Origin of the sequence: Aquipseudomonas ullengensis, assembly GCF_014174475.1 — a bacterium.
Classification (GTDB): Bacteria; Pseudomonadota; Gammaproteobacteria; order Pseudomonadales; family Pseudomonadaceae; genus Aquipseudomonas; species Aquipseudomonas ullengensis.
This window is the reverse complement of sequence record NZ_JACJUD010000002.1, coordinates 682060-705976: the sequence shown is the minus strand read 5'-3', so window position 1 is coordinate 705976 and position 23917 is coordinate 682060. Positions and strand designations below refer to the sequence as shown.

20 protein-coding genes are annotated in these 23917 nt (G+C 63.3%); 8 read left to right on the top strand and 12 right to left on the bottom strand.

Features of this window, described 5'->3' with window-relative positions:
- Positions 1–3 precede the first annotated feature (3 nt).
- From atuD to H3H51_RS08605, 4 genes are all read left to right on the top strand, one after another.
- Positions 4–1164: a citronellyl-CoA dehydrogenase gene (gene atuD / locus H3H51_RS08620; protein ID WP_183088628.1), complete on the top strand. Its 1161-nt coding sequence runs from the start codon at positions 4–6 to the stop codon at positions 1162–1164.
- A 10-nt stretch (positions 1165–1174) separates the two neighbouring features.
- Positions 1175–1972, top strand: a complete 798-nt coding sequence (locus tag H3H51_RS08615; RefSeq protein ID WP_183088627.1) for an enoyl-CoA hydratase/isomerase family protein — start codon at positions 1175–1177, stop codon at positions 1970–1972.
- Positions 1973–2128: 156 nt separating this feature from the next.
- Positions 2129–4117 (top strand): geranyl-CoA carboxylase subunit apha, encoded by a 1989-nt coding sequence (gene atuF / locus H3H51_RS08610; protein ID WP_183088626.1) that lies wholly within the window; start codon positions 2129–2131, stop codon positions 4115–4117.
- A 208-nt stretch (positions 4118–4325) separates the two neighbouring features.
- A complete protein-coding gene (locus H3H51_RS08605; RefSeq protein WP_183088625.1) occupies positions 4326–5150 on the top strand; it encodes an SDR family oxidoreductase in 825 nt (274 codons plus the stop codon).
- A gap of 81 nt (positions 5151–5231) precedes the next feature.
- Here the strand turns inward: H3H51_RS08605 and H3H51_RS08600 are convergent, their stop codons facing one another.
- Positions 5232–6866, bottom strand: coding sequence for a mechanosensitive ion channel family protein (locus H3H51_RS08600; protein ID WP_183088624.1), 1635 nt, complete (start codon positions 6864–6866; stop codon positions 5232–5234).
- A 109-nt stretch (positions 6867–6975) separates the two neighbouring features.
- Positions 6976–7656, bottom strand: a complete 681-nt coding sequence (locus H3H51_RS08595) for a Fe2+-dependent dioxygenase (RefSeq protein WP_183088623.1) — start codon at positions 7654–7656, stop codon at positions 6976–6978.
- A 268-nt stretch (positions 7657–7924) separates the two neighbouring features.
- Between H3H51_RS08595 and H3H51_RS08590 the strand changes: the two genes are divergently transcribed.
- Both H3H51_RS08590 and H3H51_RS08585 read left to right on the top strand, forming a co-directional pair.
- Positions 7925–10504, top strand: a complete 2580-nt coding sequence (locus H3H51_RS08590; protein WP_183088784.1) for an autotransporter domain-containing protein — start codon at positions 7925–7927, stop codon at positions 10502–10504.
- A 105-nt stretch (positions 10505–10609) separates the two neighbouring features.
- Positions 10610–11452, top strand: a complete 843-nt coding sequence (locus H3H51_RS08585) for a dienelactone hydrolase family protein (protein ID WP_183088622.1) — start codon at positions 10610–10612, stop codon at positions 11450–11452.
- Between the two features lies 1 nt (position 11453).
- Here H3H51_RS08585 and H3H51_RS08580 read toward each other — a convergent pair whose 3' ends face one another.
- The 8 genes from H3H51_RS08580 to H3H51_RS08545 all read right to left on the bottom strand — a co-directional run bounded on the left by H3H51_RS08580 (position 11454) and on the right by H3H51_RS08545 (position 19096).
- On the bottom strand, positions 11454–11987 hold the full coding sequence (locus H3H51_RS08580) for a hypothetical protein (protein ID WP_183088621.1): 534 nt from the start codon (positions 11985–11987) through the stop codon (positions 11454–11456).
- 151 nt (positions 11988–12138) lie between these two features.
- Positions 12139–13053, bottom strand: coding sequence for a hypothetical protein (locus H3H51_RS08575; protein WP_183088620.1), 915 nt, complete (start codon positions 13051–13053; stop codon positions 12139–12141).
- Positions 13050–13634 (bottom strand): RNA polymerase sigma factor, encoded by a 585-nt coding sequence (locus H3H51_RS08570; RefSeq protein ID WP_183088619.1) that lies wholly within the window; start codon positions 13632–13634, stop codon positions 13050–13052. The genes H3H51_RS08575 and H3H51_RS08570 overlap by 4 nt, the downstream gene beginning before the upstream one ends.
- Positions 13635–15386, bottom strand: a complete 1752-nt coding sequence (locus tag H3H51_RS08565; RefSeq protein ID WP_183088618.1) for a vWA domain-containing protein — start codon at positions 15384–15386, stop codon at positions 13635–13637.
- Positions 15387–15470: 84 nt separating this feature from the next.
- On the bottom strand, positions 15471–16904 hold the full coding sequence (locus tag H3H51_RS08560) for an aminotransferase-like domain-containing protein (RefSeq protein WP_183088617.1): 1434 nt from the start codon (positions 16902–16904) through the stop codon (positions 15471–15473).
- Between the two features lie 202 nt (positions 16905–17106).
- Entirely contained in the window at positions 17107–17910 is an 804-nt protein-coding gene (locus tag H3H51_RS08555; RefSeq protein ID WP_183088616.1) for an OmpA family protein, read from the bottom strand.
- Between the two features lie 2 nt (positions 17911–17912).
- Entirely contained in the window at positions 17913–18236 is a 324-nt protein-coding gene (locus H3H51_RS08550) for a DUF4398 domain-containing protein (RefSeq protein WP_183088783.1), read from the bottom strand.
- 23 nt (positions 18237–18259) lie between these two features.
- Positions 18260–19096, bottom strand: a complete 837-nt coding sequence (locus H3H51_RS08545; protein ID WP_183088615.1) for a substrate-binding periplasmic protein — start codon at positions 19094–19096, stop codon at positions 18260–18262.
- Between the two features lie 112 nt (positions 19097–19208).
- Here H3H51_RS08545 and H3H51_RS08540 point away from each other — a divergent pair, with 112 nt between their 5' ends.
- Complete coding sequence (locus H3H51_RS08540) at positions 19209–20138, top strand: alpha/beta fold hydrolase (RefSeq protein WP_183088614.1); 930 nt, start codon at positions 19209–19211, stop codon at positions 20136–20138.
- A 101-nt stretch (positions 20139–20239) separates the two neighbouring features.
- Here H3H51_RS08540 and H3H51_RS08535 read toward each other — a convergent pair whose 3' ends face one another.
- Together H3H51_RS08535 and H3H51_RS08530 are read right to left on the bottom strand one after the other, a co-directional pair.
- Positions 20240–21169, bottom strand: coding sequence for an electron transfer flavoprotein subunit alpha/FixB family protein (locus H3H51_RS08535; protein ID WP_183088613.1), 930 nt, complete (start codon positions 21167–21169; stop codon positions 20240–20242).
- Complete coding sequence (locus H3H51_RS08530; protein WP_183088612.1) at positions 21170–21919, bottom strand: electron transfer flavoprotein subunit beta/FixA family protein; 750 nt, start codon at positions 21917–21919, stop codon at positions 21170–21172.
- 323 nt (positions 21920–22242) lie between these two features.
- Between H3H51_RS08530 and H3H51_RS08525 the strand changes: the two genes are divergently transcribed.
- Positions 22243–23907, top strand: coding sequence for an electron transfer flavoprotein-ubiquinone oxidoreductase (locus H3H51_RS08525; protein ID WP_183088611.1), 1665 nt, complete (start codon positions 22243–22245; stop codon positions 23905–23907).
- Positions 23908–23917 lie beyond the last annotated feature (10 nt).

The window sequence follows — 23917 nt, the reverse complement described above, 5'->3', positions numbered from 1 at the left end:
AAAATGATCTTCACCCAAGAACACGAAGAGCTTCGCCGCACCGTCCGCAACTTCGTCGACAAGGAAATCAACCCGCACGTTGACGAGTGGGAAAAGGCCGGCGGCTTCCCCATGCACGATATCTTCAAGAAAGCCGGCGACCTCGGCCTGCTGGGTATCTCCAAACCGGAAAAATTCGGCGGCATGGGCCTCGACTACAGCTACTCGGTGGTCGCCGCCGAAGAGTTCGGCACCATCCACTGCGGCGGTATCCCCATGGCCATCGGCGTGCAGACCGACATGTGCACCCCGGCCCTGGCGCGCTTCGGCTCCGATGAGCTGCGCGAGGAATTCCTCCGTCCCGCCATCGCCGGCGACATGGTCGGCTGCATCGGCGTCTCCGAAGTCGGCGCCGGCTCCGACGTGGCCGGGCTGAAGACCACCGCGCGCAAGGACGGCGACGACTACGTGATCAACGGCGCGAAGATGTGGATCACCAACTCGCCGTCTGCCGACTTCATCTGCCTGCTGGCCAACACCAGCGACGACAAGCCCCACGTCAACAAGTCGCTGATCGTGGTGCCAATGAACACCCCGGGCATCAGCCTCAGCCCGCACCTGGACAAACTCGGCATGCGCAGCTCGGAGACCGCCCAGGTGTTCTTCGACAACGTGCGCGTGCCGCAGCGCAACCGCATCGGCCACGAAGGCGCCGGTTTCATGATGCAGATGCTGCAGTTCCAGGAAGAACGCATGTTCGGCGCGGCCAACATGATCAAGGGCCTGGAATACTGCGTCGACACCACCATCGAGTACTGCAAGCAGCGCCACACCTTTGGCCAGCCGCTGATCGACAACCAGGTCATCCACTTCCGCATGGCCGAGCTGCAGACCGAGATCGAGTCCCTGCGCGCCCTCGTCTACCACGCCACCGAGCTGTACATCAAAGGCCGCGACGTGACCAAGCTGGCCTCCATGGCCAAGCTCAAGGCCGGTCGCCTGGGTCGCGAAGTCACCGACAGCTGCCTGCAGTACTGGGGCGGCATGGGCTTCATGTGGGACAACCCGGTGTCGCGCGCCTACCGCGACGTGCGCCTGGTCTCCATCGGCGGCGGCGCCGACGAAATCATGCTGGGCATCATCTGCAAGCTGATGGGCACCCTGCCCGGCAAAAAGAAGGGCTGAGGAAGCAATCATGGCCGAACTGCCGAACTGCCAAACCCTGCTGCTGGAACAGGTCGAGGGCGTGCTCTACGTCACCCTCAACCGCCCGGACAGCCGTAATGCCATGAGCCTGGCGATGGTCGAGGAACTGCGCGCCGTGCTGCGTGCGGTACGCGGCGACCAGGCCGTGCGCGCCCTGGTGCTGCGCGGCGCTGAGGGCCACTTCTGCGCCGGCGGCGATATCAAGGACATGGCCGGTGCGCGGGCCAAAGGTGGCGACGCCTACCGCGAGCTGAACCGCGCCTTCGGCAGCCTGCTGGAGGAAGCCCAGTACGCGCCGCAAGTGCTGGTCGCCGTGCTGGAAGGCGCGGTGCTCGGTGGCGGTTTCGGCCTGGCCTGCGTCTCCGATATCGCCATTACCCACCAGGGCGCCAAGTTCGGCCTGCCGGAAACCAGTCTGGGCATTCTGCCGGCGCAGATCGCCCCCTTCGTGGTCAAGCGCATCGGCCTGACCCAGACCCGTCGCCTGGCCCTCACCGCCGCGCGTTTCGACGGTGCCGAGGCCTTGCGCCTGGGCCTGGTGCACTTCAGCGAAGCCGACGACCAGGCCGTGGTCGATCGCCTCGCCGAATGCCTGCAACAGATCCGCCAGTGCGCTCCTGGTGCCAACGCGGCGACCAAGGCGCTGCTGCTGGCCACCGAGACGGAAAACCTCGGCAGCCTGCTCGACCACGCCGCCGGCCAGTTCGCCGAAGCGGTGCTGGGTGGCGAAGGCATGGAAGGTACCATGGCCTTTGTGCAGAAGCGCAAGCCGAAGTGGGCGGAGTGATTTCAGGCACATGCGGACAACTCCCTCTCCCTCCGGGAGAGGGCTGGGGTGAGGGGAAGACCGCACAGGCTGAATCATCCCTCACCCCTAGCCCCTCTCCCGGAGGGAGAGGGGAACAAATCGAAGTGGTTTGAACGGCAGGAGTAGAACAACAACATGGCTGCATTCAACAAGATCCTCATCGCCAACCGTGGCGAGATCGCCTGCCGGGTGATGCGCACCGCGCAAGCCCTGGGCTACCGCACCGTGGCGGTGTACTCCGTGGCCGACGCCGGCGCACGCCATGTGCAACTGGCCGACGAGGCCGTGTGCATCGGCCCAGCCCAGGTCAACCAGTCGTATCTGCTGATCGACAACATCATCGCGGCGGCGCAGAAGACCGGCGCCGATGCCATCCACCCCGGCTACGGCTTCCTCTCCGAGAACGCCGACTTCGCCCGCGCCTGCGAGGCCGCCGGCATCGTATTTATCGGCCCGACCGTGGAAGCCATCCACCTGATGGGCAGCAAGCGCCTGTCGAAGATCGCCATGCTCGAAGCCGGCGTGCCGTGCATTCCCGGCTACGAAGGCGCCGCCCAGGACGACGACACCCTGAGCCGCGAGGCGGCGCGCATCGGCTACCCGCTGATGATCAAGGCCAGCGCCGGTGGCGGTGGCCGCGGCATGCGCCTGGTGCACGAATCCGGCGAACTGCTGGCGCAGATCCGCACCGCCCGTTCCGAGGCCCAGAACGCCTTCGGCTCCGGCGAGCTGATTCTCGAGCGCGCGGTGATCCGCCCGCGCCATGTGGAAATCCAGGTATTCGGCGACCAGCACGGCAACATCGTCTACCTCGGTGAACGCGACTGCTCGGTGCAGCGCCGCCACCAGAAAGTGGTCGAGGAAGCGCCCTGCCCGGTGATGACGCCCGAGCTGCGTAAAGCCATGGGCGAGGCAGCGGTGAAAGCCGCGGCCTCGGTCAACTACGTCGGTGCCGGCACCGTGGAGTTCCTGCTCGACCAGAGCGGCGAATTCTTCTTCCTGGAAATGAACACCCGCCTGCAGGTCGAGCACCCGGTCACCGAGCTGATCACCGGGCAAGACCTGGTCGCCTGGCAGATCCGCGCCGCCGAAGGGCAGCCGCTGCCGCTCCAGCAGGACGAGATCCGTCTCACTGGCCACGCCATGGAAGTACGCCTGTATGCCGAGGATTCGGCGCACAACTTCCTGCCGCAGACCGGCGAAGTGCTGCGCTGGGAACCGGCGTTGCTCGACGGCATCCGCATCGACCACGGTCTGGTCGAAGGCCAGGCCGTCAGCCCGTTCTACGACCCGATGCTGGCCAAGGTCATCGCCTACGGCGCCACCCGCGACGAGGCCCGGCGTAAGCTGGCCCGCGCGGTCGAGGATTGCGTGCTGCTCGGCGTCAACGGCAACCAGCGCTTTCTTGCCAACCTGCTCAAACACCCGGAATTCGCCGCCGGCAACGCGACCACGGCCTTCATCGCCGAACACTTCGCCGACGACCCGAGCCTGACGCCGCAAGCACCTGCTGCCAGTGAGCTGGCTACTGCCTGCGCCCTGCTCTACCAGGCCTCGGCCGATGCTCGCGCGCACCAGGGCGGCCTGGCCGGCTGGCGCAGCTCCGGCAGCGCACCCTGGCGCTTCGTACTCAAACAGGGCGAGCACAAGCACGAGGTCGAGCTGCACGTGCTGGAGTCCGGTCAGCAGCCGCTGCTACGCGCCCAGATCGGCGAGGGCCAGGTCGACCTGCGCCTGCTGGCCAGCGATGGCCGCTGGGCTAGCCTGGAACTGGATGGCATCCGCCAGCGCCGCGCCTATCACTTGAAGGGTGAGCAACTGTGGCTGTACGGCCATGCCGGCAACCTGGAGTTCACCGATGTCACCCACGAACCCGCCGGCGGGCAGAACGCCGCCAGCTCGGGTACGGTCAAGGCACCGATGGATGGCGCGATCGTCGAGGTGCTGGTCAGCGAAGGCCAGCAGGTCAGCAAAGGTCAGCTGTTGGTAGTGCTGGAAGCGATGAAGATGGAGCACCCGCTCAAGGCCGGCATCGATGGCGTAATCCGCCGCGTCGGAGTCAGCCAGGGCGACCAGGTGAAGAACCGTCAGGTGCTGGTGGAGATCGAAGCCGCCGAAGCCTGACCCTAGGGTGGATGGCGCCTTATTCATCCACCGCCACATCGCCAAGGTGGATGAACAGAGCGTCATCCACCCTACGAACTTACCCTGTAGGAGCCAGCTTGCTGGCGATATGGCCCCGCTGATCGCCAGCAAGCTGGCTCCTACACATGATGCCCCAATGCTCCACGTAGGGGCCTCAACAACAAACAACAAGCCCCGGAGCACGCCCATGTCCCTGCAAGGCAAAACCCTGTTCATCACCGGCGCCAGCCGCGGCATCGGTCGCGAGATCGCCCTCAAGGCTGCTGCCGACGGCGCCAATATTGTCATCGCCGCCAAGAGCGCCGAGGCCCACGCCAAGCTGCCGGGCACCATCCACTCGGTGGCTGCCGAGGTCGAAGCCGCTGGCGGCAAAGCGCTGGCCCTGCAGTTGGACGTGCGTGACGAAGCCGCGGTGAAGGTCGCCATGGCCCAGGCCGCCGAACACTTCGGCGGCATCGACGTGCTGATCAACAACGCCGGGGCCATCAAGCTGCTCGGAGTCGAACAGCTCGAGCCCAAGCGCTTCGACCTGATGTTCCAGATCAACACCCGCGCGGTGATGGTCTGCAGCCAGGCGGCAATTCCCTACCTGAAAAAGAGCGGCAACGGCCACATCCTCAGCCTGTCGCCGCCGCTGAACATCGACCCGAAATGGTTCGCCCAGTACGGCCCCTACACCGCGACCAAGTACGGCATGAGCATGCTGACGCTGGGCATGAGCGAGGAATTCAAGAAGTACGGCATCAGCGCCAATGCGCTATGGCCGAAGACCATGATCGCCACCGCGGCCATCGAGTTCGAGCTGGGCAGCCGCGACGCCTTCAAGCGCTCGCGCACCCCGGCGATCATGGCCGATGCAGCCCACGCGATTCTTTCCAGCCAGGGCCGCAGCATCACCGGGCGCTTGCTGATCGACGAAGACATCCTGCGCGAGCACGGCCAGACCGACTTCGAGCACTACCGCTTCGATGCCGATGGCGGCACTCTGGTGCCAGACCTGTTCGTCGACTGAGAGGCCATCCCGTGGGGCGGGTGCAGTCCGCGCCGCAGACTGCGCGGGTTACACCCGTCCTACGTTTCCCCCTGGCTGGCCTCAGACTTCCCCTTCGCGCCGCGCCGGCGCCGCGTATAGCTGGTCCTCTGGCACCACTTTGGCGTGCTGCGGGTCCATGATGTAGTGCGGCGACATGATCTGTACGCCGTACTCGTTGAACACATCCTGGATATTCGCGTGCAACGCCGACAGCAGCAGCGCGCGCGGCCGTGGCTGGCTGAGAATGGCCTGGGCCACCAGCCGGTACTCGGGGTAGTAATCGGACAGCGCCGTCTGGAACACCTGTGGCGCGGGCTCGGCAACGATGCCCTGAGTACGTCGTGCCGCCTCTATCAGCATCGCCTCAACCTGTCGCCACGGCGTGTCGTAGCCAATGGTCACTACCGTATCCACCACGTACCCCATGCCCTGCACGGCGCGCGAGTAGTTCTTGGTCACCGAGCTGGTGATCATCGAGTTGGGCAGCGTCAGCACCTCGCCCAGGCCGGTGCGGATACGGGTGGTGAACATACCCATCTCGGTCACCGTGCCCTCGTAGTCGCCGATGCGCACGTACTCGCCAGGACGCAGAGTGTGCGTGTAGGTGAGGATCAGCCCGGAAGCAGCCTGCCCCACCACGCTGGACGCACCCAGCGAAATCATCAGGCCGATCAGCACGGACAGTCCCTTGAACGCCTCGGTACCGGCACCCGGCAAGTACGGATAGGCCATGGCCAGGGCGAACAGCCAGATCGCCAGGGCGGTCAGGCGCATGGTCGGTGGCAGGGTCTCGTTGTTCAGCCAGGAGACGCTGCTATTGGGCACTGCAACACGCGTGAGCAGCCGCTTGGAAAAGCTGCTGACCCAGCGTGCAATGAAGAAGATCGCGATGGCCACACCCAACCCAGGAATGGCGCTGACGATGCTCTCCAGCAGGTAACTGGCGACGTCCACCAGGTAGGTGTTGAGGCTTTCGCCCCACGGCCGGGTGTAGGGGAAACGCGACAGCACGAAGCTAAGCCATTCATAGGCCAGCAGTAGCATCACCAGCCAGCGCAGCAGATTGAGCACGCGACTGACCATCGGGTAGAGCTGCCGCGAATCGATGACCTGGGCGCCGCCCAGGCGCAATTCCTCGGCCTTCTGCTGCATCACCGCCGGCAACACCTGCAGCACCTTGGCCCGGAGGAAATAGATCAGGCGAATCAGGCCGACGAAAATCAGCGTGGCCAGCACGGAATAGCCAATCGCCTTGAGCATGAAGCTCAGGTTGCGGCTCTCGCGCGTCTCGTCCACCACCTGCCGCAGCTTGCCGGCCGCAGTCTCGGCGGCCTGCTCGACGGTGTCCTGCTGCAGGGGGTCGACATCCTTGGGCGTCACCATGAATGCGCGGCGCCCGTCCAACAGCACGAGGTAGCTGTTGCGCACCGGCTGCAGCGTGACCTGCAACTCGCCCCCCACCTGCAGCACGTCATTGATCGCCGCACGCGCACGCGCAGCACGCACCTCCGGGGTTTCTCCCAGCAGTACCGCACGGAAAACGATGATGCTGCGGTTAGCTACCAACAACGGCGCCACCGAGTCACTGCTGACGACGGCCTCCTCGATGGTGTCCGGAATCTCTACCGCCAATGCCGGCAACGCCAGCAGCAACGCCAAGCCATACCCCAGAACGGCTTGCAGTGTCTTACGCATCAACAACTCTCCTTGTGTCTACAGCATTGCTGCTTAATCACCATCGACCATACCGCACAGCCAGTTTTCAGACTGCCTGTTGCCTGCACATGACGCCAGCCAGTGCGGCTCAGACCTCCGCCCAGCGCCGCAATAGATTGTGGTAGACGCCCGTCAGCTGCGCACAACCGGCATGCCCGCTACCCAGCTCGCGGTTGAGCTGCTGGACGCTGTTGTCCAGCTGGAACAGCAGGCTGCGTTCGCCAGCATCGCGCACCATGCTTTGCAGCCAGAAGAACGAGCTGATCCGCGCGCCGCGGGTGACCGGGTTGACCCGGTGCAGGCTGCTGGACGGATACAGGATCAGGTCGCCGGCCGGCAGCTTGACGCTGTGCGCGCCCAAAGTGTCCTCCACCAGCAGCTCGCCGCCGTCATATTCCTGCGGGTCGGTGAGGAACAGCGTGGCCGACAGATCGCTACGAATACGCTCGCCGCCCTGGCTGGCCATGATCGCGTTATCCACATGCAGGCCGTAAGCCTGGCCGCCCTGATAACAGTTGAAACGCGGCGCCAGAATGCGCTGCGGCAGCGCCGCCGAGATGAACAGGGGATTGCGCTCCAGCGCCTGGAGAATCACCTGACCAACCGCCTTGGCCTCGGCCGAGTCCACCGGCAACTGCAGGTTGTCCTTGACCGTGATGGCCTGGTGGCCAGCTGTGCTCTTGCCATCACTCCAGCGCGCCTGCAGCAGAAGCTGGCGGCACTCGGCCACTTGCTGCGGGCTAAGCACCCGCGGGATATGCACCATCATTGCCAATCAACTCCACAAACCGACATCGCGGATATAAGAACAGGCAGCCCGCAGGCTGTATAGCGCCGGCCACGACAAAACCACGCCCTGATTGGCCGTAAAACGGCACCCGCGTACCAATAAGTTCAGGCAAAATGCCATCAATCTGCCATCAATTGGCGCCGCATGAAGAACGCGTCGACAAGAGCGTGACTCCCGCAGCACGACACACCAAGAGCGTTTTCGCATTGTTTGCCGGCTCCCTTAGTCCGGCCTCCCCGGGGAAATCATGAATAAAGCCTTCCGTATCGTCTGGAGTCACGTCCGCAATGCCTTCGTCGTGGTAGACGAACACACCAGCGCGCGTGGCAAACTCAGTGGTGGCACCCTGCTGCTTGCAGGTGCGGGGATTAGCCTGATGGCCAGTGGGGCACAGGCCGTTGCTCTTTGTAGCTCGGGCAACAACACCATCAGTACTGCCGAGTCCTACTCCTGCAACCTGTACTCCGATGGCAGCAGTGTCGCTATCACCAGCATCGGCAGCATCACCGTGTCGGGCAATGCCGCAGTCTCCACCTTTGACAGCTTCGGCACCATCAGCAACGCCGGCAGCCTGATCAACAATGGTGGCAGCGACCACAGGAACGGTGCTGCCATCCTGCTGGATGCCGGTGAAGGCAATGAGAGCGGCGTCAGCGTAAACAACCTCGCCGGGGCCACTATCCAGGGCTTCTACAGTGGCATCACGCTGGATGCGAGCGGCGATACCCTCAGCGTCGACAGCATCAGCAACGCTGGCACCATCACCGGCCAAATCGGCATCTACGCGGAAGGTGATGTAGATCTCGGCACCCTCAATAACAGCGGCACCATCAGCGGTATCACCAGCAACGGTGGTGCCGGCATTGTCCTGGAGGACGGTGCAGACATCGACGTGCTCAATAACAGCGGCACCATCACGGGTAGCCAACTGGGTATCGGCGGCACGGGTTTCAGCATCGCCGATGAGATCAACAACAGTGGCGTGATCTCTGGCGGCATATTCTCCCTCTTCGATGAGCCGGCCGGCCCTGCCAGCATCTTTATCGTCAACATCACGGGCACCACGGCGCGTCTGGTTGGCGACGTTTATGCCGAGCGCGCCGTACTCGGCCTTAAATCCGGCGCCGTCTTCACCAATGAAAACGCCATTGCCGTGCAGCTCTTCAATATTGAAGAAGGCGCCACCCTGCAGATGGGCGCCGGCACCCGCACCAGCACCAGCACCAGCACCGGCTATATCGCCGCTGACGGCATTACCGTCTCCGGCGGTTTCAACAACGGCGGCACCCTGAGCCTGGCCGCTGGCACCACCGGCACGATCAACGGCAACTACGCACAAGCTGCTCAGGGCGTCCTGCAGATCGGCGTCGCCGATGACAGCACCTACGGCAAACTGGTGGTCAACGGTACGGCCCGGCTCGTCGAAAATGCCAAAATTGTGGTCGATGTGAGCAACCCCAACTACGCCTTCAGCGCCAGCAGCCTGCAGGATGTGCTCACTGCCACCACTCTCGATAGCGCCGGTACTTTCCAGGTCAGCGACAACTCGCTGTTGTTCAACTTCGGCGCAGTCAAGGACGGCAATACCGTAGACCTGACTCTGGCTGCCGCCGAAGAGCCGGAAGAGCCAGAAGAACCGCAAACCCCGGTTGAGCCGGAAGAACCCCAAACCCCGGTTGAGCCTGAAACTCCACAAGAGCCTGGCGGCAATTCCGGCCTGGTGGAGGATATTGTCACCAGTTTGGGCAACATCCCCGCCCTTGGCGCCGCCCAGGTACTGGATCAGGTCATCAGCAACGCCCCCAATGGCGAGCTGGCTGGCAACTTCGTCGGTCTGAGCAACGAACAGGACGTCTCCGACGCCGTCACCCAGACCCTGCCGACCATCGCCGGCAGCACCAACAACGCCACCGGCAGCACCCTGGCCGGCATCAACCGTGTCATCCAAGCGCGCCAGAGCAGCAACAGCGGTCTCTCTTCCGGTGACGCACCGCTCTCCGAAGAGAACGTGTGGATCAAGACCTTCGGCTCCTGGGCCGAGCAGGACGAGCGCAGCGGTATCTCCGGCTACGATGCCGACACCAAAGGCCTGGCCATCGGTGCCGACGCCGCCGTCTCCGAGGCCACTCGCCTGGGCCTGGCTTTCGCCTATGCCCAGACCGACATCGATAGCGACTCCGACATCGCCCCGCAAGATGCGCAGATCGACACCTTCCAGCTGATCGGTTACGGCAGCTACGCCCTGACCCCCGATACCGAGCTGAACTTCCAGCTCGATGCCGGGCAGAACCGCAACGAAAGCACGCGCCACATGCCGTTCGCCGACGCCACAGCCAAGGCTGATTACGACGGCTACAACGCCCACGCCGGCCTCGGTATCGGCCACAGCCTGCGCCTGAATGAGCAGCTGACCTTCGTGCCGTCGGCTCGGGCCGACTACACCTGGATCGGCACCGACTCCTATCACGAGAAAGGTGCCGGCGCCCTGGATCTGGACGTGGACAGCAACGACACCGAAGAGCTGCTGTTCAGTGTCGACGGCAAGGTCGACTACAAACTGAGCGAGGCCACTGTACTCAGCGCCAACCTGGGTGCCGGCTACGACGCGATCAACGAAGACGGTTCCATCACCTCGACCTACGCCGGCGCCTCAAGCGCTGCGTTCAGCACGCCAGGTTTGGACATGGAACCCTGGTTGGCTCGCGCCGGCCTGGGCCTGGACCACACCCTGGAAAACGGCACCGAAGTCAGCCTGCGCTACGACGCCGAAGCACGTAGCGACTTCACCAACCAGGGCGCCTCGATCAAGGCACGCTGGGCCTTCTGATGCGGAGCCGGCTCACCCAGCGGGTGAGCCGGCCGCTTCAGTGCGTTGGCAAGGGGTGTCCGGCAACCTATGCTGGACACCTTCTCGCCGTGGCGCTTGTGCTTCATGCCTGACCTGCGCGTTCTCGCCCTACTCCTGACCTTGCTGCTCAGTGCCTGTGCCTCGCCGCCGTCGCCAGACGATCGTCGGCAACTGGCTCTAGATCTGGCCCTTCCGCATGCCTGGCAGAGTGTCGAGATCGACGCCCTGCCCTTCACCCTGCAAGCGTTCATACCCGCCCAGTTCGCCAACGATCAACGTTTGGTGCTGTATATCGAAGGTGACGGTTTCGCCTGGGCCAACCGTAGCCACCCCTCCAGTGACCCAACTCCGCTCAATCCCCTTGCCCTGCGCCTGGCGCTGGCACAACCGGAGGGCAATGCCGCCTATCTGGCTCGCCCATGCCAATACCTGGGGGCGCATCGAGGTGCCTGCACGCAACGCTACTGGACCGATGCACGCTTCGCCGAAGAGGTAGTCGCCAGTCTCGACCAGGCAATCAGTCTCCTGAAAACCCGGGCCAACGCCAGCGAGCTGACGCTGGTCGGATACTCTGGTGGCGGGGCACTTGCCCTGTTGCTTGCCGCCCGCCGCGACGATGTGCGCCGCATCGTCAGCGTAAGCGGCAACCTCGACCATGCGGCCTGGACGGACTATCACCGCGTACAACCACTGAAGTACTCGCTCAATCCACTCGATGTACAAGCCGAACTGGCCACGGTCGAGCAATGGCACCTGATCGGCGCGAATGATCGAGTCACCCCGCCGGCGCTGGTCGAACGCTTTGTCGCCAGCTATACGGATGCCCGTACCAGCAGGGTGTGGGTGATGCCGGGGTATGACCATGCCTGCTGCTGGGCCCAGCACTGGCCTGAACTCTGGCGCCGTATCGAAGCCACCCAGCGCTGAGCTAGTTGCGAAACTTGAACTGCAGCTCCGCGCCTTCTACCGAGTCCCAGTAGTTCTCGGTGCGGTCATTGGTGATCAGGCGGCCGTTGAGCTCGAACGGCCCCGGTTCCTTGGGCTTTTCCACGAACATCTCGGGCAGCAGCGACGGCGGGGAAAAGTCGACCTCGGCCGATTCATCCGGCTGCAATTGCTCGACCAGGCCTGGCGGCAGGCGAAGGTCCAGCCTGGCCGGCGGTAACGGCTTGCTCGATGACACCTTGGACGCCGGCTTGGGCTTGCTGTCCTCGGGCTTGGGCAAGCTGGTGTCCTTGACCACCTGGCTACCCAGCGCTGGCAGGACTGGCGGTGCTTGCTTGGCAGCTGCCTCGGCGGGTTTGGTTGCATCACGCGCTGGCGGAGCCGGCGGTTGGGGCGGCTGCACTTCGGGGGCGCTGGTCGGAGACACTGCCGGCTTGGGAGCGGGCGCAGGGTTGTCGTCACAGGCGACGAGCAGGCCCAACACCAGCAGCAAGGTGAGGAAACGGTAACGGAACATGGCGGGCAGGTATGGCAAAGGACGCCCTATGCTCCCCCCTGCCCCGCATTCTGGCAAGCCAACCGCTCTATTACGGCAACCTCACTCATTGCTTGTGCGTGCCTGCAGGCCAGCGCTACCAGGGGCTCGACTCAACTAAGCGGCTCGCGATTTAACGCGAGCTGCCCGATTGCTCCACCTCAGTCTGCAGACGCTTGAGCTCAGCTTGCAGGTCCTGCTGCGGATACTCCGCTTGCAAGGTCTTTAGCAACTGATCGGCCTGCGCCTGCCGGCCTTCCTCGCGCAGCTTGAGTACTTCGCGCAAACGCACGTCCAAAGGCGGCGCCTCATCGGACAGGAACTGCTGCCCCTCGGCGTTGCCCTGGGACTGCATCGTTGCCCGCGCGGCGGTCTGAGATTTGGCCTTCGCATCGGCCGCAGCCTGCGCCTTGGCCTTGGCTTGTGCAAAAGCCTTGGCCTCAGCTTCGGTCCTCGAAGGCGGCTGGACCATGTCGGCAGTCGCATCGCTCAGCGCCTCAACCTGTGGTGCAGCAGGTTTGGCCAGGGGCATCTGTCGCGCCACGCTGGGTGCCGGTGCCGGTGCGGGGGCGGCATAGGAGGCATCAGGGTCGATAGCACCCGCCACGGACTCGGCCGCGCCCATCTTCTTCTGCACCGCTTCGGCCTTTCTCTCCTCGAACTCGGCGGATTGCTTGTGGGCTTCGTTGGCCATACGGGGCGCCATTTCCCGCAGCATCGGCGCGGCAGGCGCCTGGGCCGCAACGGGTGCAGGCAAATCGTAGGTGCTCGGCAGTTGCTCCTGGGTGCGCCAGGTCAGGCTCAGCCCCACGCCGACGATGGCCAGGCTGGCAAAGGCTGCCGACCAGCGAGTGCGATTGCCGGGACCGAACAGCCAGGCATGTACACGCTGGCTCCAGCGTGTTTCAGCCACAGGCGTGGCCACGGCCTGGCGGGCGGCATTGAGAATCAGCGCATCCAGCGCGGCAGAGGGCTCGCCCTGGCTGTGCTGGCGGAAATGCTGGAGCAACTGCTGCTCCTGTTGCAGGTCTTGCTCGGACGGGCTCATGCGGATACCTCCTCGGCCGAAGCCGGATCGGCCAACAGCCGACGTAACTTGTTCAGGGCGTAACGCAGACGGCTTTTTACCGTCTCCGCCGGAGTACGGGTGAGCTCAGCGATCTCGTGCAGCTCCAGATCGCCGTGGGCGCGCAGCAGGAACACCTCGCGCTGCTCCTCGGGCAGGTCGGCCAGGGCCGCCTGCAACCGCTCCTGGTCGCGACTGAGCAGCAGTTGCTGCTCGGGCCCGGGGCCCGGATCGGCGCTGGCGTGCTGCTGCTCGTCGTACTCATCGAGCTTTCCCTGGTGGCGACCGGACTTGCGCCAGTGGTCGACCAGGCGGTTACGTGCGATCTGGTACAGCCAGGTCTTGAACAGCACCGCCTCGCGTTGCTCGCTGGCGCTGCGGATCAGGCTCATCCAGGTGTCCTGGAACACTTCCTCGGCCAGCGCATGATCGCCGCACAGGCCGAGCAAGAAACGAAACAGGCCGAGGCGATGGCGCTCATAGAGCTGCGCAAACGCCGCGGCCTCGCCGTTGCGATAACGCCGCAGCAGCGCGGCGTCATCGTCTCTCAAGGGTTGGTTCAATTAGTCGGCCCTGACTTGAACGTTTTCCGGAGTTTGCAGGCTTTGTGCGAGCTCCACCAGTTGCACAAACTCGGCACGCAGACCGTAGCGGTCCTCACCCTTGGCATCACGCGCCAGCCGGGCGCTGTCGGCCAGGTTGAACTCGCCGGTGTATTTGCCATCCTTGAGCTGTTGGGCGAAAGCGGCCACCGCGGCGGCGAAACGCAGGTCCTCGCTGGCCTGGGCAATCGGCATCACACCCTCGCCTTTGCCAATCGGTACCTCGACCAGCTTGCTGCTGCCACCCTGGGGCGCCTTGTAGCGCAGACGCAGCCAGGCGATTTCACCCGGCTTGCCCTCACCCTTGCCGGCCTGGGCATAGCGCAGTGGCTCCAGCCAGCCCTTGGCGCCGACCGGGACGATTTCATACAGCGCGGTGACCGTGTGCCCGGCTCCGATCTCACCGGCATCGACCTTGTCGTTGCTGAAATCCTCACGCTTCAGCGCACGGTTCTCGTAGCCCAGCAGGCGGTACTCGCTGACTTGCGCCGGGTTGAATTCGACCTGGATCTTCACATCCTTGGCCACCACGGCCAGGGTCGAACTCATCTGCTCCACCAGCACCTTGCGCGCCTCGCGCAGGTTGTCGATGTACGCATAGTTGCCGTCGCCGGCATCGGCCAGTTGCTCCATCAACTGTTCGTTGTAGTTGTCGGTGCCGAAACCCAGGGTGGTCAGCGACACGCCACTCTTGCGCTTGTCGGCAGCCAGTTGCTTGAGGGTCTCGAAGTCGCTGATGCCGACGTTGAAGTCGCCATCGGTAGCCAGCAGGATGCGGTTGATCCCGCCCTTGAGCATGCCCTGCTGCGCTTGCTCATAGGCCAGCTGGATGCCCGACTCGCCGGCCGTTGAGCCGCCGGCGCTGAGCTGATCGATGGCCGCGCGGATCTTGGCCTTCTCGCTGCCGGCGGTGGATTCGAGCACCACGCCGGCCGTACCGGCATAGGTGACCAGGGCTACGCGATCCTGCGGGCGCAGTTGGTCGACCAGCAGTTTCAGCGTGCTCTGCACCATCGGCAGGCCTTCGCGTCTATCCATCGAGCCGGACACGTCGACCAGGAATACCAGGTTGGCGGGCGGCAGATCGGCGGCCTGCATATCCGAGGCCTTGATCGCCACCCGTAGCAGGCGGGTCTGCGGGTTCCACGGCGAGGCGGCCAGCTCGGTGCTGACGCCAAACGGTGTTTCACCCGTGGGCTGCGGATAGGCATAGGGGAAATAGTTGACCAACTCTTCCAGGCGTACCGCTTCCTGGGGCGGCAGGCTGCCACTGTTGAGGAAGCGCCGCACGTTGGCGTAGCTGCCGGTATCGACGTCGATGCTGAAGGTCGACACCGGCTGCTGGGCTACGGCCTGCACCGGGTTGTCGGCGACTTTCTGGTACTGCTCGCGGTAGACATCCTGATAGCCGAACTGCGCGCTGTCAGCCATTGGCGCCGGAGCCACCATCGGCAGGCTCTGCGGCAGCATCTTGCGTGCTTCCATGGCACCGGCGACGCTGGCAGCTTCAGCCTTGGCAGGGGCACGATAGGCGGCGTTGGCATCCAGCTCTTCGTGCAGCACCTGCTGCCGCACCAACGGCTCATCCGGCTTGGCGGCAGCTTTCTTCTCGGCGTCGTTATTGGCCACGCTGCAGGCGGCCAGGCTAAGGGCCAGGCCGGCCGTGAAGCCGGCAAGCAGGGGTTGGCGGAGCAAGGTAGTGAGGTCGGACATGGCGGCGGTCTCCTGGGGCGAAAAGTCCATTCGCTGAGGTAGACGCAGCCGCCGCAAACGACGGGTTAAGCCCTGCCGAAAAAATCAGCCGGCCGCTTCCTGGCACAGCTGCCCGGCGAGCATGCCGAGGGTCATGATCGCCCGCTCGGCCTCGCGGCTCCACGGCACGCCGCAGGTCAGGCGCAGGCAGTGATTGAACTGCTCGGTGTTGCTGAAGATCAGCCCCGGCGCGCTGCTGATGCCCTGCTGCAACGCGCGAACGTGCAGCTCCTTGGCGCTGATCCGCCCTGGCAGGCTGACCCAGAGGATGAAGCCGCCGTTGGGCCGGGTCATCTGCGTGCCTTCCGGGAAGTACTGCTGCACCGCCAACTGGTAGGCGGTCATGTTCTTGCGGTACTCCTGGCGGATATAGCGCAGGTGACGGTCGTAGCCACCGTTTTCCAGGTACGCCGCCACGCCCATCTGGGTGACACTGCAGGCCGAGTGGGTGCTGAAGGTCTGCAGGCGCACCACCTCCTCCTGGTGCCGACCGGCGATGATCCAGCCGATCCGCACGCCGGGCGACAGGGTCTTGGAGAAGCTCGAGCAGTACACCACCTGGTCATCGCGATCATGGGCCTTGAGCGCCTTGCTCGGACCCGGCTCGAACAGCAGCTCGCCGTAGATGTCGTCCTCGATCACCTGGATGCCATAGTCGGCTGTGAGCTTGAGCAGCTGCTTCTGACGCTCCTCGGGAATGCTCCCACCCATGGGGTTGCTCAGGCGCGCGGTGAGGATCAGCGCCTTGATCGGCCACTGGTTGGCCGCCAACTGCAAGGCTTCCAGGCTCATGCCGGTGCTCGGGTCGCAGGGAATCTCGATGACCTTGAGGCCAAGCAGTTCAGCCAGTTGCAGCAGGCCGTAATAGGTCGGCGACTCGGCGGCAATCAGGTCACCTGGTTTGGTGGTAACGCGCAGGGCCATGTGAATGGCATCCACGCAGCCGTGGGTGATCACCACTTCCGAGGGATCGACCATCACCCCGGCATCGCGCATGCGGATCGCCACCTGGCGCCGCAGCGGCTCGAAGCCCGGGCTGAACATGTAGCTGAATGCCCGCGGGCTGTGGAAACGGGTGACCTTGGCCAGTTGCTGGTGCAGCGCACGCACGGGCAGATAGTCCACATGCGGCACGGCGGCGCCGAGGGGGAACACGCCCTCCTGGCGCGAGTCGGTGAGCACCTGGCTAATGATGCTGCTGCGGGTGACCATCGAAGGCCGCTCGACCCGCGCGATATCGGGGGTTGGCACGGTCAGCGCGGCAGTCTGGTGCACATAGAAGCCGGATTGCGGACGCGCGCGGATCAGCCCCTGATCCTCCAGATTGGCGTAGGCCTGCAGCACGGTGGCGTGGCTGACGCTGAGTTGCGAGCTCATCTTGCGCACGGACGGCACCCGCTCGCCGGGTTGGTAGACGCCACGGCGAATATCCTCAGCCAGTTGCTGGGCGATGCGCTGGTAGAGCAACAAACTGGTCATGCGGGCGATCCTTTCGCGACTGAACCGTAACAGTAGCGGAGCACATGAAGGCTGTGGCGATACAGATAAGGAGTTTACGAGCGATACAGTTGCCGCTGTTACACCAATTAGGCGTATTGCGGCAGTACAGTCTGTACCGTTTCGATCTAGCAATAAAAAACCCCGGGCAACTGCACCGGGGTTTTGGCAGGCGGCGTGGCGATCAGCGACTGGGCGCGAGACGGCCCTTGTCATCGGAGAAGAGAATCTCCACACGCCGGTTCTGCGCGCGCCCCTGCTTGGAGGCGTTCTCTGCCAGTGGATGGGCCTCGCCATAGCCTTGCACCGCGATGCGCTTGGCGTCGATGCCTAGGTCGACCAGCATGTCGGCCACCGCCTGTGCGCGGGCCCGCGAGAGCTCAAGGTTCTCTTTGGGATCGCCGCGACTGTCGCTGTAACCCTCGATACGCACGGTGCGGCGCGGGTTGATTTGCAGGAACTGCACAAGCTTGAGCAGAGTACGGTTGGCCGAGCTGTTCAGGTCCGCACGACCGGCATCAAACAGCACGTCGCCAAGGGTCATCACCAGGCCGCGATCGGTCTCGCTGGCTGCCAGGTTGATCGTCTGCTCGTCGATCTGCGACCCCAACTGCTGCACGCTGAGCAACTTGGCTTCGCGCAACGCCAATTGCAGCCGCTCACGTTCCAGATCGAGCTTGGCCGCGCGCTCATGGTTGAGGTTCAGCTCGCTGTGCTGCGTGGCAATCTCGCTGTAGCGCTGGCTGAGGTAGGCGTAATGCAGCACGTCCTCGTCGCTGCCCCAGTAGCTGGACAGACGATCGGCACGCGCCAGCGACTCGCCGGCACGGATCACATCCTTCGGTGCGCTGCGCAGCACGTTGGTGTTTTCCTTGACGCTCTGGAAGCTGGCCGCAGCCTGCGCCAGGGCCTCATCGCTCTCCTGGCTGGCACAGCCGCCCAGCAGGGCCAGGGACAGCAGCAGAGCGCTGCCCAGGGTGATATCCATCTTCACTGCACATCTCCCAACTGCTTGCGCAGGCGCGTGATGCGCACGTTCAGTTCATCCAGTTGAGCCTGGCTCTTCTGGGTCAGGACCTTGGCCTCTGCCAGGCGTGCGTCCAACTCGGCCTGCTCGGCAAGCACGCGAGCGCGCTTATAGTCTTCCTCGCCCATGTTCTTTTCGGCGCGGGTAAGTTTCGCCTCAGCCAGCTGCATTTCTTCAATCTGCTGGGCACCCACGGCGCGAGCCTGCTCAACCGCCTGGGTGGTCAGGCGCATCTGTTCGTTGGGGGCTGGGTCGTTGGCACAGCCAGCCAGAGCCAGCAGCGCCAATACGGCGCTAAGACGTCGCTTGTTCACAGAGAACCTTCCTGCTCTTTCGGAGGGACACTCGCTGGTTGTAACTGCTGCGTCTTCCAACGCTCCAGATTGCGCTGCAGGAGAGTCTCCGGCAGGCCAGCGGCGGTCAATTCTGTCATCTTTTTCGCCAGCTGTCCGCGCAGCCAGGGCTCGTTGCAAGCCGAGTCATGGGACAGCGTGAGGTACAGCCCTCCACTGGAAATCGGTGGTTCCAGGGTTTCCAGATCCGCCAGCATGCCCAAGGTGTCCGCTACCGCAACACCGGGATAGCGCTCATAAAGTACATACTCGGTACGCCCCAACAGCAGCTTCTGGAAGGCCTGGGTTAGACTCGGTACGGTTTCCAGGCTGAGGTTGGCCTTGGCAAAACTGTCGAACTGCTGACCGAAGCTGTTGTTGACCAGGGTGCCGCCGGTACGACCGCGCAGGTCATCCCAGCCGGCATAGGGAAAGCCCTTGTCCTTGCGCACCCAGACCACGCTGGGCGTGAGGAAGAAGGCCGGATGCACGTAGTCCATGGTTTCCAGGCGCGGCAGGGTCAGGAAAGCGCCGGCCAATAGATCGACCCGGCCAGTACGCACCTCATCCTGCGCCCGCGACCAGGGGCCGGTGTAAATGACCTCAATCTTCACCCCCAGTTGCTCGCCGATATGCGTCAGCAGGTCGGCATTGGCTCCGATCAGGTGTTCCGGGCTATGCGGGTCACGCCACAGGTATGGCGGATACTCCGGATTGCCGGTCGCCACCAGGCGCTCGCACTTGCCCGCTGCATTCGCCAAACCGGGCAGCAGGATCAAGAGCAGCAGGGCCTTGAACAGGGGTTGATCGCGCATGGGCACATACCGGCGTTGGGGTGGGGACAGCTTGCACTATCTAACTGTCATCGACAGTCTTCATGCTAGCGTAATACGCCATTCAAATAATAATTAGCGATAAGGAATCGCCATGAAAAAGCTGCTTTTAGGCATCGTTCTCCTTCTGGCGGCCACTGCGGCCACCCTTTACCTCTCCCCTACTACTCTGATTGCCGCCGCACAGCTCGTCGAGCGGCAAATGGCCGGGCTGTCGACCCACGATATCCAGGTCGGCGAGTTCAACATTCGCTATTACGAAGGCGGGCCGGCGGATGGCGAAACCATCCTGATGCTGCACGGTTTCGGCGGCAACCGCGACACCTGGTTGCGCTTCGCCCGGCATTTCACCCAGCGCTATCACGTTATCGCCATGGACCTTCCCGGCTTCGGTGAAAGCAGCAAGCCGGATACCAGCTATGACGTCGCCAGCCAGGCTGAGCGCGTGCATGCCCTGGCCAAGGCGCTGGGCATCCAGAAGCTGCACCTGATCGGCAACTCCATGGGCGGCCACATTGCGGCGCTCTACGCCGCACGCCATCCGGATGACGTCCTCAGCCTGGCCCTGCTGAACAATGCCGGCGTGAGCTCACCGACCAAGAGCGAGATGTTCCAGCGCGTCCAGCGTGGCGAACCCAACCCGCTGGTAGTGCGCAAACCTGAAGATTTCGATGCCCTGATGCACTTCATCTTCGTCACCCCGCCAGAGATGCCGGAATCGCTCAAACGCCACTTCGCCGAACAATCGATGGCCAACCGCGAACACTACGACCATATCTTCGCCCAGCTGCGCGCGCAGTATGTGCCGCTGGAGCCGGAGCTGCCCAAGATCCAGGCACCGACCTTGCTGCTGTGGGGTGACCAGGATCGCGTGCTGGATGTGTCCAGCATCGAGGTCATGAAGCCGCTGCTGAAGAAACCCAGCGTGGTGATCATGAAGGATTGCGGCCACGTACCGATGCTCGAGCGCCCGGAAGAAACCGCCCAGCACTACCAGGCCTTCCTCGACGCCAGCCGGGGTTGAGCCAAATGCGCGAAAGGCATTTTTGATGCAATTTTGAATAGTGCAGGCAACAAAAAACCCGCTCGATGAGCGGGTTTTTTTGTGGGAGCGGGAAAGCTGGCTTACACCAGTTTTTCCAGTTCCGGTACGGCTTCGAACAGGTCAGCGACCAGGCCGTAGTCAGCCACCTGGAAGATCGGGGCTTCTTCGTCCTTGTTGATCGCGACGATCACTTTGGAGTCTTTCATGCCCGCCAGGTGCTGGATGGCACCGGAGATACCGACCGCGATGTACAGCTGCGGTGCGACGATCTTGCCGGTCTGGCCAACCTGCATGTCGTTCGGTACGAAACCGGCGTCGACAGCGGCGCGCGAAGCACCAACAGCAGCGCCCAGCTTGTCGGCCAGGGCGTACAGGTGCTTGAAGTTGTCACCGTTCTGCATGCCACGGCCGCCGGAAACGACGATCTTGGCAGCGGTCAGTTCCGGACGATCGGACTTGGCCAGCTCTTCGCCAACGAAGGCAGACTTGCCAGCGTCAGCCGAACCGCTCACTGCTTCAACGGCAGCGGAACCACCTTCGGCAGCAACCGGGTCGAAACCGGTGCTACGTACGGTGATGACTTTCACGGCAGCCGAAGACTGCACGGTAGCGATGGCGTTACCGGCATAGATCGGGCGCTTGAAGGTGTCGGCGCTTTCAACGGCGATGATCTCGGAGATCTGATCAACGTCCAGCTGAGCGGCAACGCGCGGCAGGATGTTCTTACCGTTGCTGGTAGCAGCAGCCAGGATGTGGCTGTAGCCCTTGCCCAGTTCGGCAACCAGCGGCGCAACGTTTTCCGGCAGCTGGTGAGCGTAGGCAGCGTTGTCAGCAACCAGCACCTTGGCGACGCCAGCAACTTTGGCAGCGGCTTCGGCAGCAGCACCGCAAGCGGCGCCGGCAACCAGCACGTGGATGTCGCCGCCGATCTTCGCAGCAGCAGCCACGGTGTTCAGGGTGGCAGCAGCCAGGGCGGCGTTGGTGTGTTCAGCGATAACCAGGATAGTCATTTAGATTACCTTCGCCTCGTTCTTCAGTTTCTCGACCAGTTCAGCCACGGACTTGACCTTGATACCTGCGCTGCGAGCAGCCGGCGCTTCGACTTTCAGGGTCTTGACGGTGGAGGCGGTGGAAACGCCCAGGGCGTCCGGAGTCACCACGTCGAGCGGCTTCTTCTTGGCCTTCATGATGTTCGGCAGCGACGCGTAGCGCGGCTCGTTCAGGCGCAGGTCGGTGGTGACGATGGCCGGAAGATTCAGCGCAACGGTCTGCAGACCGCCGTCGATTTCACGGGTCACGTTGACCTTGTCGCCAGCCACTTCGACTTTCGAAGCGAAGGTGCCTTGGGCATAGCCAGTCAGGGCGCCCAGCATCTGGCCAGTCTGGTTGTTGTCGCTGTCGATGGCTTGTTTGCCGAGGATGACCAGCTGCGGCTGCTCTTTCTCGACCACTGCCTTGAGCAGCTTGGCCACGGCCAGGGAGTTCAGCTCGTCAGCCGACTCGACCAGAATGGCGCGGTCAGCACCCAGAGCCAGCGCAGTGCGCAGTTGCTCTTGAGCAGTGTTCGGGCCGATGGTGACGACGACGATTTCGCTCGCAACACCTTTCTCTTTCAGGCGTACGGCTTCTTCTACGGCGATTTCGCAGAAGGGGTTCATCGACATCTTGACGTTGGCGAGGTCGACGCCGGAGTTGTCCGCTTTGACGCGAACCTTGACGTTGTAGTCGACCACTCGTTTGACAGCTACAAGAACCTTCATGGATTCCTCGTTACTCTCCGGTGAATAAGGATGTCGCCAAGGCAAGCCTGGCCGGTGATGCAGGTCGGCCGGAACCGACGATGAGCTCATACGGCGAGCGCAAAACCGACCGTATCTTGACCGGATCGCCTTTTTCGGTCAACACGAAAAAGCGCCTTCTATCCGGCGCCAAGCCTTGCTCTACCGGGCTTTGACAAAATTCAAACAAACGTTTGTATTGGACGCGCAGAGGGCTGTGGATATAATGCCCACGCGCAGGCCAGAGAAAGCCTAGCCCCAAAGCAAAATCAATAACACCGAAGAGCCTTGAGTAGGAGATTTCTGTGGAACGCGAATTTATGGAATTCGACGTCGTCATCGTCGGTGCCGGTCCGTCCGGTCTGTCCGCCGCCTGCCGACTGAAGCAGAAGGCCGCCGACGCCGGCAAAGAGATCAGCGTCTGTGTGGTCGAGAAGGGTTCCGAAGTCGGCGCCCACATCCTCTCCGGCGCGGTCTTCGAACCTCGCGCGTTGAACGAACTGTTCCCCAACTGGCAGGAACTGGGTGCTCCGCTGAACACCCCGGTCAAGCGCGACGACATCTATATGCTGAAGAGCGCCGAAAGCGCTATCAAAGTGCCTGACCTGTTCGTGCCGAAAACCATGCACAACGAGGGCAACTACATCATCTCCCTGGGCAACCTGTGCCGCTGGCTGGCCCAGCAGGCCGAAGCCCTGGGCGTCGAGATCTACCCGGGCTTCGCCGCCCAGGAAGCGCTGATCGACGAGAACGGTGTAGTGCGCGGTATCGTCACCGGTGACCTGGGTGTCGACCGTGAGGGCCATCCGAAGGAAGGCTACTACACCCCCGGCATGGAACTGCGTGGCAAGTACACCCTGTTCGCCGAAGGCTGCCGTGGCCACATCGGCAAGCAGCTGATCAAGAAATTCAACCTGGATAGCGAAGCCGACGCCCAGCACTACGGTATCGGCATCAAGGAAATCTGGGACATCGACCCGGCCAAGCACGAGCAAGGCCTGGTGGTGCACACCGCTGGCTGGCCGCTGGATGTAGTTGGCACCGAAAACACCGGTGGCTCCTTCCTTTATCACCTGGAAAACAACCAGGTAGTGGTTGGTCTGATCGTCGACCTGTCCTATGGCAACCCGTTCCTCTCGCCGTTCGACGAGTTCCAGCGCTACAAGCATCACCCGGTGATCGCTCAGTACCTAGAAGGCGGCAAGCGCGTTGCCTACGGCGCTCGCGCCATCTGCAAAGGCGGCCTCAACTCCCTGCCGAAAATGGTCTTCCCGGGCGGCGCGCTGATCGGCTGCGACCTCGGCACCCTGAACTTCGCCAAGATCAAGGGCAGCCACACTGCGATGAAGTCCGGCATGCTGGCTGCTGATGCCGTCGCCGACGTACTGCTGGCTGACGGCCAGGGCGGCGACCTGCTCAATGGCTATGTCGATGGCTTCAAGGCCAGTTGGCTCTACGACGAGCTGTTCCGCAGCCGCAACTTCGGCCCGGCACTGCACAAGTTCGGCCCGGTCTTCGGTGGCGGCCTCAACTGGCTGGACCAGAACATCTTCGGCGGCAAGATTCCCTTCACCCTGCACGACACCAAGCCGGACTATGCCTGCCTGAAGCCTGCTGCAGAGTCGAAGCGTATCGACTACCCGAAACCGGACGGCAAGCTGAGCTTCGACAAACTGTCCTCGGTGTTCCTCTCCAACACCAACCACGAGGAAGAGCAGCCCTGCCACCTGAAACTGGCCGACGCCAGCATTCCGCTGAGCAAGAACCTGCCGCTGTACGACGAACCGGCGCAGCGCTACTGCCCGGCTGGCGTGTACGAAATCGTCACCCAGGAAGACGGCGAGAAGAAGTTCCAGATCAACGCGCAGAACTGCGTGCACTGCAAAACCTGTGACATCAAGGACCCGGCCCAGAACATCAACTGGGTGGCCCCTGAAGGCACCGGCGGCCCGAATTACCCCAACATGTAATTCACGCCGC